This window comes from Streptomyces sp. NTH33 (assembly GCF_003236365.1).
Lineage (GTDB): Bacteria > Actinomycetota > Actinomycetes > Streptomycetales > Streptomycetaceae > Streptomyces.
Window position 1 is genome coordinate 1 of sequence record NZ_POTZ01000117.1, and the last position, 16,286, is coordinate 16,286.

17 protein-coding genes are annotated in these 16,286 nt (G+C 73.2%); 10 read left to right on the forward strand and 7 right to left on the reverse strand.

Going from position 1 to position 16,286, the window contains the following annotated elements; translation table 11 throughout:
• Together C1I97_RS14240 and C1I97_RS14245 are read right to left on the reverse strand one after the other, a co-directional pair.
• The coding region (locus C1I97_RS14240) for a maltotransferase domain-containing protein (RefSeq protein WP_146608216.1) at positions 1 to 248 on the reverse strand (248 nt) is incomplete at its 3' end.
• Positions 249 to 319: 71 nt separating this feature from the next.
• On the reverse strand, positions 320 to 622 hold the full coding sequence (locus tag C1I97_RS14245) for a DUF5133 domain-containing protein (RefSeq protein WP_111003595.1): 303 nt from the start codon (positions 620 to 622) through the stop codon (positions 320 to 322).
• A gap of 304 nt (positions 623 to 926) precedes the next feature.
• Between C1I97_RS14245 and C1I97_RS14250 the strand changes: the two genes are divergently transcribed.
• Positions 927 to 1,439, forward strand: coding sequence for a pep a2 (locus C1I97_RS14250; protein ID WP_111003585.1), 513 nt, complete (start codon positions 927 to 929; stop codon positions 1,437 to 1,439).
• Positions 1,436 to 3,637, forward strand: coding sequence for a glycogen debranching protein GlgX (gene glgX / locus C1I97_RS14255; RefSeq protein WP_181446722.1), 2,202 nt, complete (start codon positions 1,436 to 1,438; stop codon positions 3,635 to 3,637). The genes C1I97_RS14250 and glgX overlap by 4 nt, the downstream gene beginning before the upstream one ends.
• Here the strand turns inward: glgX and C1I97_RS14260 are convergent.
• Positions 3,609 to 4,412: a VOC family protein gene (locus C1I97_RS14260; protein WP_111003586.1), complete on the reverse strand. Its 804-nt coding sequence runs from the start codon at positions 4,410 to 4,412 to the stop codon at positions 3,609 to 3,611. The genes glgX and C1I97_RS14260 overlap by 29 nt on opposite strands.
• Before the next feature lie 195 nt (positions 4,413 to 4,607).
• On the opposite strand from C1I97_RS14260, the gene C1I97_RS14265 reads away from it, so the two are divergent.
• A complete protein-coding gene (locus C1I97_RS14265) occupies positions 4,608 to 4,940 on the forward strand; it encodes an ANTAR domain-containing protein (RefSeq protein ID WP_258382563.1) in 333 nt (110 codons plus the stop codon).
• A 64-nt stretch (positions 4,941 to 5,004) separates the two neighbouring features.
• Here the strand turns inward: C1I97_RS14265 and C1I97_RS14270 are convergent, their stop codons facing one another.
• Positions 5,005 to 5,796, reverse strand: a complete 792-nt coding sequence (locus tag C1I97_RS14270; protein ID WP_111003588.1) for a SigB/SigF/SigG family RNA polymerase sigma factor — start codon at positions 5,794 to 5,796, stop codon at positions 5,005 to 5,007.
• A 343-nt stretch (positions 5,797 to 6,139) separates the two neighbouring features.
• On the opposite strand from C1I97_RS14270, the gene C1I97_RS14275 reads away from it, so the two are divergent.
• The 4 genes from C1I97_RS14275 to C1I97_RS14290 all read left to right on the forward strand — a co-directional run bounded on the left by C1I97_RS14275 (position 6,140) and on the right by C1I97_RS14290 (position 9,022).
• On the forward strand, positions 6,140 to 6,610 hold the full coding sequence (locus C1I97_RS14275; RefSeq protein ID WP_111003589.1) for a MarR family winged helix-turn-helix transcriptional regulator: 471 nt from the start codon (positions 6,140 to 6,142) through the stop codon (positions 6,608 to 6,610).
• Positions 6,607 to 7,470: an ABC transporter ATP-binding protein gene (locus C1I97_RS14280; RefSeq protein WP_111003590.1), complete on the forward strand. Its 864-nt coding sequence runs from the start codon at positions 6,607 to 6,609 to the stop codon at positions 7,468 to 7,470. The genes C1I97_RS14275 and C1I97_RS14280 overlap by 4 nt, the downstream gene beginning before the upstream one ends.
• A complete protein-coding gene (locus C1I97_RS14285; RefSeq protein WP_111003591.1) occupies positions 7,430 to 8,290 on the forward strand; it encodes an ABC transporter permease in 861 nt (286 codons plus the stop codon). Before C1I97_RS14280 ends, C1I97_RS14285 begins: the two co-directional genes overlap by 41 nt.
• A gap of 201 nt (positions 8,291 to 8,491) precedes the next feature.
• The gene (locus tag C1I97_RS14290; RefSeq protein WP_111003592.1) at positions 8,492 to 9,022 is read left to right on the forward strand and encodes a hypothetical protein; all 531 of its coding nucleotides are present in this window, start codon (positions 8,492 to 8,494) and stop codon (positions 9,020 to 9,022) included.
• A gap of 28 nt (positions 9,023 to 9,050) precedes the next feature.
• On the opposite strand, the gene hemC is transcribed toward C1I97_RS14290, so the two are convergent.
• The gene (gene hemC, locus C1I97_RS14295; protein WP_111003597.1) at positions 9,051 to 9,986 is read right to left on the reverse strand and encodes a hydroxymethylbilane synthase; all 936 of its coding nucleotides are present in this window, start codon (positions 9,984 to 9,986) and stop codon (positions 9,051 to 9,053) included.
• Positions 9,987 to 10,144: 158 nt separating this feature from the next.
• Here hemC and C1I97_RS14300 point away from each other — a divergent pair, with 158 nt between their 5' ends.
• Entirely contained in the window at positions 10,145 to 11,116 is a 972-nt protein-coding gene (locus C1I97_RS14300) for a TauD/TfdA dioxygenase family protein (protein ID WP_111003598.1), read from the forward strand.
• A 15-nt stretch (positions 11,117 to 11,131) separates the two neighbouring features.
• Here C1I97_RS14300 and C1I97_RS14305 read toward each other — a convergent pair whose 3' ends face one another.
• Entirely contained in the window at positions 11,132 to 12,634 is a 1,503-nt protein-coding gene (locus tag C1I97_RS14305) for a metallophosphoesterase family protein (RefSeq protein WP_111003593.1), read from the reverse strand.
• Between the two features lie 139 nt (positions 12,635 to 12,773).
• Positions 12,774 to 13,394, reverse strand: coding sequence for an L-threonylcarbamoyladenylate synthase (locus C1I97_RS14310; RefSeq protein WP_181446723.1), 621 nt, complete (start codon positions 13,392 to 13,394; stop codon positions 12,774 to 12,776).
• A gap of 357 nt (positions 13,395 to 13,751) precedes the next feature.
• Here C1I97_RS14310 and C1I97_RS14315 point away from each other — a divergent pair, with 357 nt between their 5' ends.
• Together C1I97_RS14315 and C1I97_RS14320 are read left to right on the forward strand one after the other, a co-directional pair.
• On the forward strand, positions 13,752 to 15,287 hold the full coding sequence (locus C1I97_RS14315) for a helix-turn-helix domain-containing protein (RefSeq protein WP_111003594.1): 1,536 nt from the start codon (positions 13,752 to 13,754) through the stop codon (positions 15,285 to 15,287).
• 424 nt (positions 15,288 to 15,711) lie between these two features.
• The coding region (locus tag C1I97_RS14320) for an MFS transporter (RefSeq protein WP_146608217.1) at positions 15,712 to 16,286 on the forward strand (575 nt) is incomplete at its 3' end.

Below are 16,286 nucleotides of genomic sequence, written 5' to 3' on the forward strand. Positions count from 1 at the left end.
TCGGTGCCGGGAGCCAGCTCGCGCATCGGCGTCCAGGGGCCGGGACGGCCCGCCGGATCGCGCAGGACCACGTTCGCGGCCACCGCGTCGTGGCCCTCGCGGAAGACGGTGGCCGAGATCTGGAACGTTTCCCCCGTAACCGCCTTGGCCGGTCGCCTGCCGCACTCCACGGCCGGCCGGACGTCCCGCACGGGAATGCGGCCGACGGCCGGGGCCGTACCCGGGGCCTGGCTCGGGGTCGAACTCATGGGTGTCACCTCCACCGCGCTTCGAGGCCGGGCTCGCGCCCGGCCGGGATTCCGGTTGCCGCCGGGACGTCCTACCGTCCGGCGCGAGAGCGTCGCTCCGTCGCCGTCGGCGGGCCCCGGCGGGCGACGGCGCTGCGCAGCGGCCGGCCGCTCTGCTCCCGCAGATAGGTCACGAGGGTGGTGCGCAGATAGCGTTCGGCGGCGTCCGCGGCCTCCCGCGCACACCGCTTCCCCATCAGCACGCACAGGGTGTAGCCCGAGTCCTCGAAGGTGGACCGCACCCTGCGGTCGTCGGGCCGCGCGAGCATCGCGCGTTCCCACGCCCGGTAGCGCCGCAGATGCCGGGCTACTTCGGCTTTGGCGGGTAGCAGCATGGCGCCGTTCACCTTTCGGATGCGTGCGGTGGGTGCCTCCCCCGGCAGCCGGGGCGGTGGCCGCGCACGCGTGTGCGCAACCCCGTTCACGGCGCTCGAGACTTTCACTCATGGTGCATGTTCAACGACTCACCGTCCTGTTGGCACTTCAACAAGCCTGCTGACCTGCTCGTGTTGCACCAATGGCGTAGCGCGCTCAGTGTGGATCCCACTCAGAGGCAACACGTGCTCACGCTTCGTGCTCGGGGTCCGGTCCGCAAGGGCGGCAGGGAGCGCGAGCCTCGCCGGTGAGGAGCCAACGACGATGAAGACCGCAGTGCCCTGCTATTACCACCTCGACGTGGAGGTCAGTCCGGAACGGGTCGGACAGGTCAGGCGCATCCTGGCCGCTCACCTTCGGTTCTGGGAGCTGGAGGACCTCGTCGACCCCGTGTGCGGCGGTGCCGAGATGCTGCTGAAGGCCATCGACGAGCACGCCACCGACAAGCGCGTCTCCGTCGAGATGTGGTGGACCGGCCAGCACCTGATCACCGCGGTCGGGGAGAACAACCACGACCTGCGCCCCGACCAGGAGCTGCGCGGCTGCCTGGCGCGTATCGCGGCGACGAGCCACGGCTGGGGCTGCTGCGCCTCCGGGACCGGCAGCAAGGTCATCTGGTTCTCGCAGCGGGCCCGCGCCGGGGTGCGCGTCCCGCTGGTTGCGAGGGCTCCCGAGCCGACCCTGCGCGAGGGCCTGCAGACGCCCCGCGAGCTGCCGGTCGCCGCGCTGGCCTCCCCGGCGGGCGACGGCCGGACCGTCCTGGAGGAGGCCCGGTGACCGGGCGGTCGCGCCGGAAAGGGGTGCCCCCGCCCGTGTGGCGGGGGCACCCCTACCCGCTGGGCGCCGCGTACGACGGGAAGGGCACCAACTTCGCGCTGTTCAGCGGAGTGGCCGAGCGCGTGGAGCTGGTCCTGGTGGACGACGGCGGCGCCGGCCGCGAGGTCCCGCTCACCGAGGTCGACGGCTTCGTGTGGCACGGCTACCTGCCCGGCGTCGGGCCGGGGCAGCGCTACGGCTACCGGGTGCACGGCCCCTGGCACCCGGCGGCCGGCCACCGGTGCAACCCGAGGAAACTGCTCCTGGACCCCTACGCCAGGGCGATGGACGGGCGGATCGACAACCATCCCTCGCTCTACGAGCGCGCCCCGCACGGCCCGGACCCCGCCGACAGCGCCGGGCACACCATGCTGGGGGTGGTGACCGACCCGGCCTTCGACTGGGGCGACGACCGTCCGCCGCGGCGGGGGTACTCCGACACCGTGATCTACGAGGCGCACGTGCGCGGACTGACCCGCACCCACCCCGACGTGCCGCGCGAACTGCGGGGGACGTACGCCGGGCTGGCGCACCCCGCGGTGATCGACCACCTCACCTCGCTGGGCGTGACGGCGGTCGAGCTGATGCCGGTCCACCAGTTCGTGCACGACGGTGTGCTGCAGGGGCGGGGCCTTTCCAACTACTGGGGCTACAACACCATCGGCTTCTTCGCGCCGCACCGCGACTACGCCGCCCACGGCACGCGCGGTCAGCAGGTCACCGAGTTCAAGTCGATGGTCAAGGCGCTGCACGCGGCCGGGCTCGAGGTGATCCTGGACGTGGTCTACAACCACACCGCCGAGGGCAACGAGAAGGGCCCGACGCTGTCCTTCCGGGGCATCGACAACACCTCGTACTACCGTCTGGTCGACGGCGACTGGGCGCACTACTACGACACCACCGGCACCGGCAACAGCCTGTTGATGCGGCACCCCTACGTACTGCAGCTGATCATGGACTCGCTGCGGTACTGGATCACCGAGATGCACGTCGACGGCTTCCGCTTCGACCTCGCGGCCACGCTGGCGCGGCAGTTCCATGAGGTGGACCGGCTGTCGGCGTTCTTCGACCTGATCCAGCAGGACCCGGTGATCAGCCGTGTGAAGCTGATCGCCGAGCCCTGGGACCTGGGCGAGGGCGGCTACCAGGTGGGCAACTTCCCGCCGCTGTGGTCGGAGTGGAACGGCCTGTACCGGGACGCCGTACGGGACTTCTGGCGCGGCGAGGAGCACACGCTGGGCGAGTTCGCGTCCCGGCTGACCGGTTCCCCGGACCTGTACGCCCACCACCGGCGACGGCCGCGCGCCAGCGTCAACTTCGTGACCGCGCACGACGGTTTCACCCTGCGCGACCTGGTGTCGTACAACGACAAGCACAACGAGGCCAACGGCGAGGGCAACAGGGACGGCGAGAGCGTCAACCGCTCCTGGAACTGCGGGGCGGAGGGCGGGACCGACGACCCCTCGGTCCTGGAGCTGCGGGCCCGCCAGCAGCGCAACTTCCTGGCCACGCTGCTGCTGTCGCAGGGCATCCCGATGCTCTGCCACGGCGACGAGCTGGGCCGCACCCAGGGCGGCAACAACAACGCGTACTGCCAGGACAACGAAGTCTCCTGGACCGACTGGCGGCTGACGGACGAACAGCGGGAGCTGATGGACTTCACGCGGTACGTGATCGGCCTGCGCGCCGCCCACCCGGTGCTGCGCCGGCGCCGTTTCTTCCAGGGCGAGACGGCGACCCGGGACGACCAGCCCCTGCCCGACCTGGTGTGGCTGCTGCCGGACGGCCGCGAGATGGCCGAGGAGGACTGGCAGCGCTCCGACGCGCACTCCGTGGCGGTCTTCCTCAACGGCGACGCCATCGCCGAGCCCGACCGGCAGGGCCGCCGCGTGCTGGACGACTCCTTCCTCCTGCTGCTCAACGGCTACTGGGAGCCGGTCGGCTTCCGCCTCCCCGGCCCCGCGTACGGCGACCGCTGGACCACCCTCCTCGACACGGCCGAACCCCAGGGCCCCCCGGACGAGTCGGAACACAAACCGGGCGCCGCCCTGCGCGTCGAACCCCGCAGCCTGGTCCTCCTGACCCGCCCCCCGAAAACCACCCGCCGGCGCCCGCGGCCGCCGGCCGCGTTCAGGCCTCCCGGCGGGACGTCACCGTGAACTGGGCGCCGTCCGGGTCGCGGAGCACGGCCTCGTCGGGGCCCTCGCGCAGGACGCTGCCGCCGTGGGCCTCGGCGGCGCGGGCGCAGGCGGAGACGTCGGCGACGCGGAAGTGGATCTGCCAGTGCGGGCGGATCGTGGGGTCGGGGGCGGCCTCCAGCGCGCCGGACTCGATGCGGGCCACGACCTCGCCGTGGCTGCGCAGCACGACCTCGTTGCCCTCGTAGCGGACCTCGCAGCAGCCGGGCCGCTCCGAGGCCCAGTCCAGGACCTCGCCGTAGAAGATCGCGGCGTCGAAGGCGTCGCGCGTGTGCAGCCGGATGAAGGCCGGCGCGGCCTTGCGCCAGGTCTCCCAGTCGGTGAAGAGGTCCCCCTCCCAGATCCCGAAGGTCGCGCCGTCCCGGTCGGCGAGCAGTGCGGCCCGCCCCGGCGGGAAGGAGATCGGCCCGACCGCCGCCGTACCGCCGCGTTCGGACGCCCGCGAGACGGCCACGTCCGCGCTGGGCACGGCGAAGTACGGCGTCCAGGCCACCGCCATCTGCCACATGGCCGCCACCGCTCCGATCCCCGCGACCGGCGCCCCGTCCGCGAGGGCGATGCGGAAGTGGTCGCCGAGCTTGGCCGCGCGCCACTCCCAGCCCAGCACCGCCCGGTAGAAGTCCTCCGTGGCCTTCACGTCGCGGCTGGTCAGGCTCACCCAGCACGGCGCGCCGCACACCGAGTGCGTGGAGACGACATCGGGGGTGGAGCTGGCAGATGTCCTGTCGTGGTTCATGGCACGTCCTGGTCTCGTCGACCGGTGTCCACCGGTGGTCCACCGGTCTTACACCAGTGTCCGACCGGCAGCCGGAAGGCGCCTGCCGAGTACCCGCGCGCCGCCGCCGAAACGACACGGGCGGCGGCCCGTCGCCGACCGGGCGTGCGCCGGGCCCACTGGCAAAGGCCCGCCCGAGTGACGACGATGGACTCCGTGGAACGCACACCCTACGACTCCGGCGACGCGGCGGACCGGCTGCGCGAGCTCCAGAAGGAGGTCGAGCAGCTGAAGGAGGCCGTGACCTCCCACGCCGTCGTGGACCAGGCGATCGGCATGGTGGTCGTGCTCGGCCGGATCACGCCGGACCAGGGCTGGACGGTGCTGAAGGAGGTCTCGCAGCACACCAACGTCAAGCTCCGCCGCATCGCCGAGCTGGTCCTCGTCTGGGGACGCACCGGGGAGATGCCCGAGGAGGTCCGGGTGGAGCTGGAGAAGGCCCTCGACCGGTACGGCCCCACCCAGATCCCGGGAACGCCGCCGGAGTGAGGGGGAACTCCGGCGGCGCCGGCGCCCGCCCGCGGGGTCGAACGGACGGGCGCCGCTGCGGGGCTCAGCCGGTCTCCGTGAGCAGCTCCTCGCGCAGCTGGGCGAAGCAGCCGCTGAGCAGCCGTGAGACGTGCATCTGCGAGATGCCGAGCTGCTGCGCGATCCGGCTCTGTGTCATCCCCCGGAAGAACCTCAGGTAGAGGATGGTGCGCTCACGCTCGGGCAGCGCCTCCAGACAGGGCCTGACGGCCACCCGGTCCACGACCAGGTCGTAGCGCGCGTCGGCCTCGCCCAGCCCGTCGCCCAGCGCGTAACCGTCCGTGCCCGGGACCTCCGCCTCCAGCGACAGCGCGGCGAAGCAGTCCAGGGCCTCCATCCCGGTGCGTACGTCGCTCACGCTCAGGTGGGCGTACTCGGCGATCTCGGCGACGGTCGGCGCCCGGCCGGGCGTGGTCTGTGCCAGCTCCTTCGCGGCGCGCCGTACACGGTTGCGCAGGTCCTGGACTCGGCGCGGCACGTGCAGCGTCCACATGTGGTCGCGGAAGTGCCGTTTGATCTCCCCGGTGACCGTCGGCACGGCGTACGCCTCGAACGCGTAGCCGCGCTCCGGATCGTAGTGGTCGACGGCCTTGACCAGACCGAGCGCGGCCACCTGGTACAGATCCTCCAGGGCCTCGCCGCGCCCGCGGAACCGTACGGCGATCCGCTCGGCCATCGGCAGCCACACCTGGACCAGTTCGTCCCGCAGCGCCTTGCGCTCGGGACCGTCCGGCATGCGGGCGAGCCGTTCGAACGCCTGCGCGGTGTTCGGAGCGTCGTCATGCGGATGGGATTTTGTTCTGCCGGTGGTACGCATGGGCTGCGCCTCCCTCAGCAGGTGCTGGCTGGACGGACACCGTGAAAGGCGCGTGCTCGGACCGGACGGAGATGGACAGCGGGCCCGGCACGCCGGCTCCCACGGACGTGCCTCCTGTCCGAAGCACTGGAATGCGGATTCCCGAAGTCGGCGATGAAGTCGGCGATATGGAAACAGTTCCGGGAATGCGGTGACGTCATGCGACCGCACGATTCTTAATTGTCGACCAGCAGCCGGAGAATTGCCACCGGAGGAAATACTGAGCATTTCAATGGCGTACTGGCACCGCTCTTGACCGCTTTTTGGGGATCGTTACCTCTCCTACAGAGGTAACGTCGGACACGTGGACTCGGACCCGCGGACCACGCAGACCTTCCCCGAGGAACTGGCCGACACGCTCGTCGGCGTCCAGCGGCTGATCCGGCGCCGGCTGCGCGCCGGACTGACCGTGGCGCGGCTGCGCGGCGCCGAGGTCGAGCTGCTGCGCCTGGTCGAGGACCGTCCCGGCATCGGCGTGTCGGAGGCCGCCAAGGAGCTGCACCTGGCGGGCAACTCCGTCTCGACGCTGGTCAACCAGCTGGTCCGGGAGGGCCGGCTGATCCGTCGGACGGACCCCGCCGACCGGCGGGCCGCACGCCTGCTGCTCACCGAGGCCGCGCAGGCCCGGCTGCGCGACTGGCGGGAGCGCCGCGCCGCGCTCGTACGCCGCCAGGTGGACCGGCTCGACGAGGCGGACCGGGACGCGCTGCGCGCGGCGGTCCCCGCCCTGCGCAGGCTGGCCGAGAACCTGCGTGAGGAGGCCGACCGGCCATGACCCGCCACGCCGACGCCGTGCCGGCCGGCGACGCCGTCACCTGCACCCGGCTCGCCTACGCCTTCGGCGGGACGAAGGCCGTCGACGGCCTGGACCTGTCCGTGCGCCCGGGCGAGGTGTTCGGGCTGCTCGGCCCGAACGGCGCCGGGAAGACCACGGCGATCCGCTGCATCACCACACTCCTGCCGGTCCCCTCCGGCACGGTCCGCGTCTTCGGCCACGACGCCGCCGGCGACCGCATGGCGGTACGCCGCCTGCTGGGCTACGTCCCCCAGCAGCTGTCCGCCGACGCCGCCCTCACCGGCCGGGAGAACGTCACCCTGTTCGCCCGGCTCTTCGACGTCCCGCGCCGCGAACGTGCCGCCCGTGTCGCCCAGGCCCTGACCGCGGTCGGTCTGACTCAGGCCGCCGACCGGCTGGTGAACACCTACTCCGGCGGCATGGTCCGCCGCCTCGAACTCGCCCAGGCGCTGGTCAGCGCCCCCCGCCTGCTGATCCTCGACGAACCGACGATCGGCCTCGACCCGATCGCCCGCGGCGGGGTGTGGGAGCACATCGGCGCCGTCCGCGCCGCCACCGGCATGACGGTCCTGGTGACCACGCACTACATGGACGAGGCCGACCAGTACTGCGACCGGGTCGGCCTGATGCACCGCGGCCGGATCCGGGCCCTGGGCACCCCGGCCGAGCTGTGCCAGGGGCTCGGCGACCGCCGCCGCGCCCGCGGCGCCCCCGCCACGGACCCGCCGCCCACGCTGGAGGACGTCTTCCGCGACGTGGCCGGCAGCGGCCTCGACGAGAACTCAGGAGACTTCCGCGATGTCCGGAGCACCCGCCGCACCGCGTACCGCGTCGGCTGACGCCGCCCGCCCCGACGGCATCGGCCTCCTGCTGCGGCCGCCGCAGCCCCGCGCCGGCTGGCGGGTGCTGCCCGCCCGGGTCGTCGCCATGTGCGCGGTGGAGCTGCAGAAGCTGCGCCACGACCGCACCGAGCTCTACACGCGCGCGGTGCAGCCCGCCCTGTGGCTGCTGATCTTCGGTCAGACCTTCACCCGCATCCGGGCGATCCCCACCGGCGGCATCCCCTACCTCGACTTCCTGGCGCCCGGCATCATCGCCCAGTCCGCGATGTTCATCGCCATCTTCTACGGCATCCAGATCATCTGGGAGCGGGACGCCGGGGTCCTCAGCAAACTGCTGGTCACCCCGACCCCGCGCGCGGCCCTGGTCACCGGCAAGGCGTTCGCGGCCGGGGTGAAGTCCCTGATCCAGGCCGTCGTCGTCATCGTCATCGCCGCCCTGCTCGGTGTGGCGCTGACCTGGAACCCGCTGCGGCTGCTCGGTGTCGCCGCGGCCGTGGTGCTCGGCTCGGCGTTCTTCTCCTGCCTGTCGGTCAGCATCGCCGGCGTCGTGCTCAACCGGGACCGGCTGATGGGCATCGGGCAGGCGATCACGATGCCGCTGTTCTTCGGCTCCAACGCCCTGTACCCCGTGGCCGTCATGCCCACCTGGCTGCAGGCCGTCAGCAGGGCCAACCCGCTCAGCTACGAGGTCGACGCCCTGCGCGGGCTGCTGGTCGGCACCCCCGCGCACCTGGCCGCCGACTTCGCGGTCCTCGCGGGGGCCGCCGCGCTCGGCATCACCGCGGCCTCCGGGCTGCTCGGCCGGCTGGCCCGCTGACGGCGTCCGGCGGGCGGCCACCGGAGTGATGTGCGGCACGCCCCCGCCGGCGGCCGCTGGGCCCGGCGGCGGATCCCTCCTGCACACGGCTTGATCAGCGATCAAAGGCGGAGAATTCCCAGGACACGGAGCATTCCGTTCATTTGACAGTGCACTGAGCGCACGGATAGGAAGCAGCTCTTGGAAGTCGAGAGGTGCACTGTGTACGAGCCGAACGTGGTCGGGGACTGGCAGGAGTACGACGAGCATGCCGGTCTGCGGGTCCGCGTCCACCGCCTGGAGCAGGCCGAGCCGCCGCGCGGACGCGACGAGGCCGCCGAGGGGCTGACGTACTTCCGCCTCCGCATCACCGTCGAGAACCGCGGCGGGCGGAGCTTCGGCGTCCACCTGGAGGACGGGCAGATCGACGTGCGGATCGGCCCCGACGGGGAGGGCGCGTTCGTCGACTGGCGCAACTCGCAGTTCATCGAGGGCTACGACGTCTATCCGCTGCGCCGGGCCACCGCGGTGCTGTACGTGGCGGGGCCGGAGGCCGCCCTGTCCCAGATCGACGTCCAGGTGCAGCTGCGGGTCGACGACGAGTGGACCGAGCGCAGGCTGTGGACCGGCGGCATCGGCGTGCACGAGGAGTCCGTCGGCGCCGGCGCGCACACGGCGGGCGCGTCCGGCGGCCTGGCGCACCAGATCAGCAACTTCCTGCGCGACCAGGCCGGACCGGGCACCGTCGGCTGACCCCGCCGGCCCCGCCGGGGCGGTGCGGTCAGTGCGGGATGCCGTCGATGACCTCCCGGGCACCCTGGCGCAGCAGGGCCACGGCGACCGACGTGCCCAGCGTGGCCGCGTCCAGCCGGCCCGCCCACTCGTGGGCGTTCAGCCGGGTCTTGCCGTCCGGGGTGAAGACACAGGCCCGCAGGGAGAGCTCTCCGCCGCGGTCCACGCGCGCGTGCCCGGCGATCGGGCTGTTGCAGTGGCCCTGCAGCACGTGCAGGAGCATGCGCTCCGCAGTGACCGCGCGGTGGGTGTCCGGGTCGCCGAGCGCGCTCACGGCCTCGATGAGCCCGGCGTCGTCCTCCCGGCACTGCAGGGCGAGGACGCCCGCGCCGACCGGCGGCATCATCGTCTCCGGGGACAGCACCTCGCTGATCACGTCCGGCCGTCCAATGCGCCGGAGACCGGACACGGCGAGCAGCAGCGCGTCCGCCTCCCCGGCCGCCAGCTTCTCCAGCCGGCGGTTCGCGTTGCCGCGCAGCGGCACGCACCGCAGGTGCGGGTGGGTCGCGGCCAGCTGGGCGGTCCGGCGCACCGCGGAGGTGCCGATCCGGGTGCCCGCCGGGAGCTCGTCGAGGGTGAGCCCGCCGGGGTGGACGAGGGCGTCGCGCACGTCGTCCCGTTCCAGGAACGCGGCGAACACCGTGCCGGCCGGCAGCGGGCGGTCGGCGGGCACGTCCTTCAGGCAGTGCACCGCGAGATCCGCCTCGCCGGCCAGCAGCGCGGCGTCGACCTCCTTGGTGAACGCACCCTTGCCCTCGACCTTCGACAGTTCGCCCGGCCACTTGTCGCCGGTGGTCCTCACCGGGACCACCTCGGTGCGCACACCCGGGTGCACGGCGGCCAGTTCGGCGCGGACCCGTTCCACCTGGGCGAGTGCCATGGGGGAGTCGCGGGAGACGATGCGGATCGGTTCCGGGACGGACATGCCGGACACGATAGACCTCCGGCGCACGGCTTCGGGCGCCCTTTCACCCTTCCGGGCCGTACGCCCTGGACATCCGCGGGGAACAGGCCCTGTCGCCCCGTGCGGAAAACGCTGTCACGATCTGCGTGGACCGTTACGACGACCATCGGAGCGCACTGGTGACGACGGACACGGGCACAGCGGACGGGCGGGGGGCCGGCGGGATCGGGGTGAAGCCGGTCGCCGGGCACATCGGAGCCGAGATCACCGGGGTGGACCTGGCCGGGGAGCTCGACGGCACCGCGGTCGCGGAGATCCGCGCGGCGGTGCTGCGCTGGAAGGTGGTGTTCTTCCGCGGGCAGCGGCTGGACCACGCGCGGCACGTGGCCCTGGCCCGCCGCTTCGGTGAGCCCGTGGTGCTGCGCGGGCGGGGCGGCGCGTCGCCGCCGGACGTCCCCGAGGTGGAGACGACCGCGGACCGGCTGGAGCTCGGCGGGCGGTTCGGCATGGACCACGAGGAGTGGCTCCGGCGCCGCCGGCACACGCTGCTGCGCGGCTGGCACTGCGACCACGGCGCCCGCGTCGACCCGCCGGCCGCGACCATCCTGCGCGCCGAGACCGTCCCGCCGTACGGCGGCGACACCACCTGGTCCAACCTGGCCGCCGCCTACGCCGGACTGTCGGCGCCGGTGCGCGCCTTCGCCGACGGCCTGCGCGCCGAGCACCGGCTCGGGGTCGGCTACCAGCCGAGGCCCGGCGACGACGCGTACGTCCGCCACCTGATGGATCACCAGATCGCCACCGTGCACCCGCTGGTGCGCGTCCACCCCGAGACCGGGGAGCGGGTGCTGTTCGTCAACGGCTACTACGTCGAGCAGATCCAGGACCTCTCCCGCGCCGAGAGCGCGGCGATCCTGCAGATGCTGCTCGAACAGGCGGTACGGCCCGAGTACACGGTCCGGTTCCGCTGGGAGCCGGGCAGCGTCGCCTTCTGGGACAACCGGGCCACCATCCACCTCGCGCCCAGTGACAGCGCCCACCTCGGCTTCCCGCGGATCATGCACCGGGTGATGCTCGCCGGTGACGTACCGGTCGGGGTGGACGGCAGGCCGTCCGAGCCGGTCACGGGCAGCGCGCCGGGCCGCTGGTGACCGGACCCGGCCCGCTCAGACCAGCGGAATGGTGACCTCGTCCTCGACCGGCGGATCTACCTCCTGGGCGCGCAGACCGGTCGCCGCGAAGCAGCGCAGCCGCACCGCCTCCGGGGTGACGTCCAGACGCAGGAACGACTTGAAGAACGGCGGGCTGTACGTGACCGAACCCGGCGAGAACAGCCGGGTGTAGATCTTCCGCACCGGGAGGCGGAAGCGGACCCGGCGCTCCGGGCGGCGCCCCGCGCCCAGCAGGCTCGCGACCAGCCGGACGCGCGGGGTGACCCGCACCGGCGCGCCCTGGGCGCGCACGGGCGGGACGCCGAGCCGTTCGGCGACGACGGCCATCGCCTCGGCCTCGGTGAGCGTGAAGAAGCGGCGCAGCCGCAGCCGGCGGCCGTAGAGCCCGCTGTAGAAGGCCAGGGAGTCGCCGCGCAGCGGATAGCAGCGGAAGCCGGACTCGGTGACACCCCCGACGGACACGCGCGAAATGGTGTGCGTGGCGTGCGTGAACGCGCCGCCGCCGCCGGAGACGACGTACTGGACGGTGCGGCCGCCCACGTCCACCGGATAGCGCTGGTAGTTGTGGATGTCGCCGCCGATCGCCGCCACATAGCGGTGCGCCGGGTCGCGCACGATGTCGTCGACCGTGCCGCCGCCCTCGACGGGGCACGGGTGGTGCTCACCGTCCACGTACAGCGGCGACCCGGTGACGAGGATCTTCGGCCGGGGCCCGCGTGACACCTCCCGCAGCCAGGCGCCCTGCTCGGCGTCGACCGTGCCGAGCAGCCCGGTGTCGATGCCGACGATCCGCACCGGCCCGGCGTCGATCGCCCAGTACGGCCCCGGCTGGACGGCCTGCTGCTCCGGCCGCGACCGCAACTCCCGTGCCGCGGCGAAGCGTTGCTCGTCCACCGCTTGCGGCCGGCGCCACAGCAGCGCACGCCACCAGGCGCGGCCGGGTGGCCGTGGCCCCGGCTCCGGCGGCAGCGGCGGGGCGCCGCCGCAGAAGACGCGCATGAAACCGCCGAGGTCCTCGTACCAGTCGTGGTTGCCGGGGACCGCGTAGACCGGCGCCGGATAGTCCTGGTACGGACGGAAGAACCTGGGGCCGTAGTCATCGGCGCTGCCGACGGGATAGATCACGTCGCTGGCGATCACGGCGAACGACGTTCCCCGGCTCGCCTCCAGGAACCCGGGTACGACGGCGTACTGCGACGGGCCCCCCTCGCCGGTGTCCCCCATGACCATGAAGGAGAAGCGGTCCGCGTCCCCGCGCCGGATCACCTTGTCCGCCGGAGCCCCGGCCGCCGCCCGCTGCGCCACCCAGCGTGCCCGGGTACGCCCCGTGGGATCCCCGAACCAGGACGCGACCACGCCGTTGCGCGCCGCCCACAGCGTCCGGGGGCTGAGCCAGGACAACTTCTCGACCCGGCCGGGCATCAGCGCGTGGTAGGCGCCCTCTTCACCGGCCGCCCACCCGGCGCCCGCAACGGTATCGCGTGAGGACTCGGACACGCCGTGCACCGTAGCAACGCCCCCTGAGCGGACGGACGACGGGGCCCGCGAAGGTCAACTCCCCTCCGGACCCCAGCCTTTCGGCGGCACCGCCCCGGACTTCCTCACACCGCTGGGAAGTCCGCCGTGGATCGGACTCTCACTCGAACCGTGAGACGTCGCCCGCCCCCCGCCGTACGATCTCGGCCTCCCCGCCGGAGAAGTCGACGACCGTGGTCGGCTCGGTCCCGCAGTCGCCCGAGTCGACCACCGCGTCCAGTACGTGGTCGAGCCGGTCCTTGATCTCCCAGCCCTGCGTCATCGGCTCCTCCTCGTCGGGCAGCAGCAGCGTGCTGGACAGCAGCGGCTCGCCGAGCTCCGTGAGCAGGGCCTGGGTGACGACGTGGTCGGGGATGCGCACCCCGACGGTCTTCTTCCTCGGGTGCTGCAGCGTGCGCGGCACCTCCCGTGTGGCCGGCAGGATGAAGGTGTAACTGCCGGGCGTGGACGCCTTGATGGCGCGGAAGACGTCGTTGTCGATCCGTACGAACTGGCCGAGCTGCGCGAAGTCCTGGCACACCAGGGTGAAGTGGTGCCGGTCGTCCAGGTGGCGGATCGACCGGATCCGCTCGATGCCGTCCCGGTTGCCCAGCCGGCAGCCGAGGGCGTAGCACGAGTCGGTCGGATACGCGATCAGCGCCCCCTCGCGCACGCTGTCCGCCACCTGACGGATGGAGCGCGGCTGGGGGTTGTCGGGGTGCACGTCGAAATACTTCGCCATTCACCGAGCTTATGCCGTGCGCCGACGGTCGCCGTGCAGGCGCCCTGCCTCCGCTCCCGCGCCACGTGCCCCCGTACGCCGCCGGGGAAGCAACCCGCCTCGACTTCGCAGGCGTACGCGGCGGATTCCGGGGAACCAGCACTCACATACCGCTCGGGCGCTGTCCCCCCGGCCCCGGGCGCGCGGCTTCGCCGGCCACTCACCCCCCTGATCCGCCGGCGAAGCCGCCTTTCCTCCCGCTCGCGGGGCCGTGCCGCATGTCCGGCCTCGGACCGCCGTGCCGCCTGCTGGTAACGTCCCCGACCAAAAAGCCGAGGTCGAAGCCACGGACATGCGACGGACGAGGAGAGGGCGGACATGGCCCGGCGCGAGGACGGGACGGACGGGACCCCAGGACAGGCCCCGGGACGAGCCCCCTTACGAGCCCGGGGACGAGAAGGCCCGCGGGCGTCCTGGGCCGAGGAACTCCTCGGCCAGTTGCGGCCGGCCGGGCGGGACGTGCGCAAGGTCGTCGCCTGGCTCGCCGCATCCCTGCACGGGACCGCCTGCCTCCTGGACGGCGCCGGCGCCCTCCTGGCCGGGGAGCCGCCGGCCCTGGACGAGAACCTGGTCGCGGACGTCGTCACCGGCCGGCTCGCCTCCGCCGCGCTGCAGGACCGCGGGCGCCACGTCCGTCTGGTGCGCGTGGGCGGTCCGCGCCCGCCCTCGGCCGGCGTCCTGGCCGTCTCCCGCGACGGTCCCTTCGACCGGCAGGCCGCCGAGATGGTCACCCGCACCGCCGCGGTGCTCGAACTGCTCCTGCGGGCCCACGAGACCACCGCGGCCGGCCGCCGCCTCGAACAGGCCACGTCCGCACTGCGGCTGGCCATCCTGCAACTGCTGATGGTCGAGGACACCGTCTCGGCCCGCCGGGTGGCCGCGGGCCTGTGGCCCGGCCTGCTCGACACGGACACCGCCTGCGTCTACGTCGTCGAAACCCACCGCGACGAACGCGACCGGCTGGCCGCCGAGTGCCGGGACGCCACCGGGGGACAGGCCCTGGTGGTGCGCTGCCCGGCGGTGGACGCGCACGTGATCGTGGTCGCACCCGCCGAGACCGCCGGCCGGGAGCTGCGCTCGCTGGTGGGCGGACGGCCGCACACGTTCCTCGGCGGCAGCATCCGGCACAGCCTGGCCCGGACCGCGACGGCGTACGGGCAGGCCGTGAGCGCGCTCGCGGTCGCCCGGTTCCGCCCGGACCGTGCGGCCGTGTACGCCGAGCGGACCCACCCCGAGCGCCTGATGGACCCCGGGGCGCTGCACGTCTGGTCCGCCCGGCTGTTGTGCCCGCTGGACACCCTGCCGCACCACACGCGCGCCGAACTGCTCGCCACCACCCGGCTGGGCCTGGAGTTCACCGCCGTCAGCGCCGCGAAGGTCCTCGGTGTGAGCCGCAACACGGTGCGCGCCCGGATGGAACGGGTGGAAGCGCTGCTCGGTACGGACTTCAGCCGCCTGACCGTCCGGGCCGCCGTCCACCTCGCTCTGAACACCCAGGCGGGCTTCGGCCACCAGCCGGCCGCCGGGGCGGCGCCCGGGCCGGGTGCCGTACGCCTCGCCGACCTGCTGGCCGGTCCGGCGCTGCGCGGCTGGGCGCACGAACTCCTCGGCCGTCTGACGGCCGACGCGCGGGATCTGCGCGGCACACTGCGCACCTGGATCACCGCCGGCGGCAACTCCGAGCGCGCCGCGCAGCTGCTCGGCATCCACGCGCAGACCGTCCGGGAGCACGTGCGCGGCGTGGAGCCCGTCCTCGAACGCCAGCTCCTCGCCGCCGGCAGCGACCTGTACGAGGTCGTCCTGGCGCATCTCGCGGTCGGTGACCTCGATCCGCCCGCTCTCGAAGGAGCGTGAAGGCGGGCATTCGGGACTCACTTGTGCACGGGTGAGCCCTCGGCAGGGTGGAGAGGGCATCGGTGCGGTACCCAATGGTTTCATCGGACACGTAAGTTCGTCGGACCGCGGAGACGGGACCGGAGCGGGGGACCGGTTCCGTCTCCGCCGCGCCCCGAGACGCGGGTCACAGCACCGCGCGGTGCCTGTGAGGAACGCCACCGCACCGCCGACTCCATCTGGTACAGCGGCAGTTGGGGCGGGTGGCAGCCCGTGACGGCCGTGGTCCGCACCGACCGGCCCGTGGCGTCTGTGAAGATGGGCAGCCGCTGTGCCGGACCACGTCTCACCGTCGAGCCGCCCCTGGCGGCACAGCACGGCAGTTGTCCGGATCTCATGCGAGAAGCGACCTCCCGTGCCCTCACCCACCCTTCCTGACTCGTCCATGCCCTCCACCGCCAGGCGCCGCGTGGTCCTGCCCTCGCCCCGGCGCCGGCCGCGTACCGCGGCGACGGGCGAGGACCGCGCCCCGTGGCGGGCCCTGCGCCACCGCGACATGCGCTGGTGGTCCGCGGCCAACATGGTGTCCAACGCCGGCACCTGGATGCAGCTGACCGCGCAGAACCTGCTGGTCCTCCACCTCACCGGCTCCGCCGCGGCGACCGGCCTGTCACTGTCCGCGCAGGCGGCGCCCGGGCTCCTGCTGGGGCTCGCCGGCGGCGCCGCGGTCGACGCCTGGCCGCGCCGCCTCACCGCATCGGTGAGCCAGGCCCTGCTCGCCGTGGTCGGCTTCGTCACCGCGGGCCTGGTCTTCACCGACCGGCTGACGGTGCCGGTCCTCATGGTGCTCGCGGCCGTCACCGGTTTGATCGCCACCGTGGACGCACCCGCCTGTGCCCTGCTCGGCAACGACCTCGTGCCGTCCAAGGACGTGCCCTCGTCGATCGCGCTGGGCTCGATGATCAGCGGGGCCGGCCGGGTGGGCGGCACCGCCCTGGCGGGCGTGGTCGTCTCCTGGTG

Excerpts from the sequence above, each read along its gene's own strand:
- C1I97_RS14245 (WP_111003595.1), bottom strand. The coding sequence starts at position 622 with ATGCTGCTACCCGCCAAAGCCGAAGTAGCCCGGCATCTGCGGCGCTAC.
- C1I97_RS14250 (WP_111003585.1), top strand. The coding sequence starts at position 927 with ATGAAGACCGCAGTGCCCTGCTATTACCACCTCGACGTGGAGGTCAGT.
- C1I97_RS14260 (WP_111003586.1), bottom strand. The coding sequence starts at position 4,412 with ATGAACCACGACAGGACATCTGCCAGCTCCACCCCCGATGTCGTCTCC.
- C1I97_RS14270 (WP_111003588.1), bottom strand. The coding sequence starts at position 5,796 with ATGCGTACCACCGGCAGAACAAAATCCCATCCGCATGACGACGCTCCG.
- C1I97_RS14280 (WP_111003590.1), top strand. The coding sequence starts at position 6,607 with ATGACCCGCCACGCCGACGCCGTGCCGGCCGGCGACGCCGTCACCTGC.
- C1I97_RS14285 (WP_111003591.1), top strand. The coding sequence starts at position 7,430 with ATGTCCGGAGCACCCGCCGCACCGCGTACCGCGTCGGCTGACGCCGCC.
- hemC (WP_111003597.1), bottom strand. The coding sequence starts at position 9,986 with ATGTCCGTCCCGGAACCGATCCGCATCGTCTCCCGCGACTCCCCCATG.
- C1I97_RS14310 (WP_181446723.1), bottom strand. The coding sequence starts at position 13,394 with ATGGCGAAGTATTTCGACGTGCACCCCGACAACCCCCAGCCGCGCTCC.
- C1I97_RS14315 (WP_111003594.1), top strand. The coding sequence starts at position 13,752 with ATGGCCCGGCGCGAGGACGGGACGGACGGGACCCCAGGACAGGCCCCG.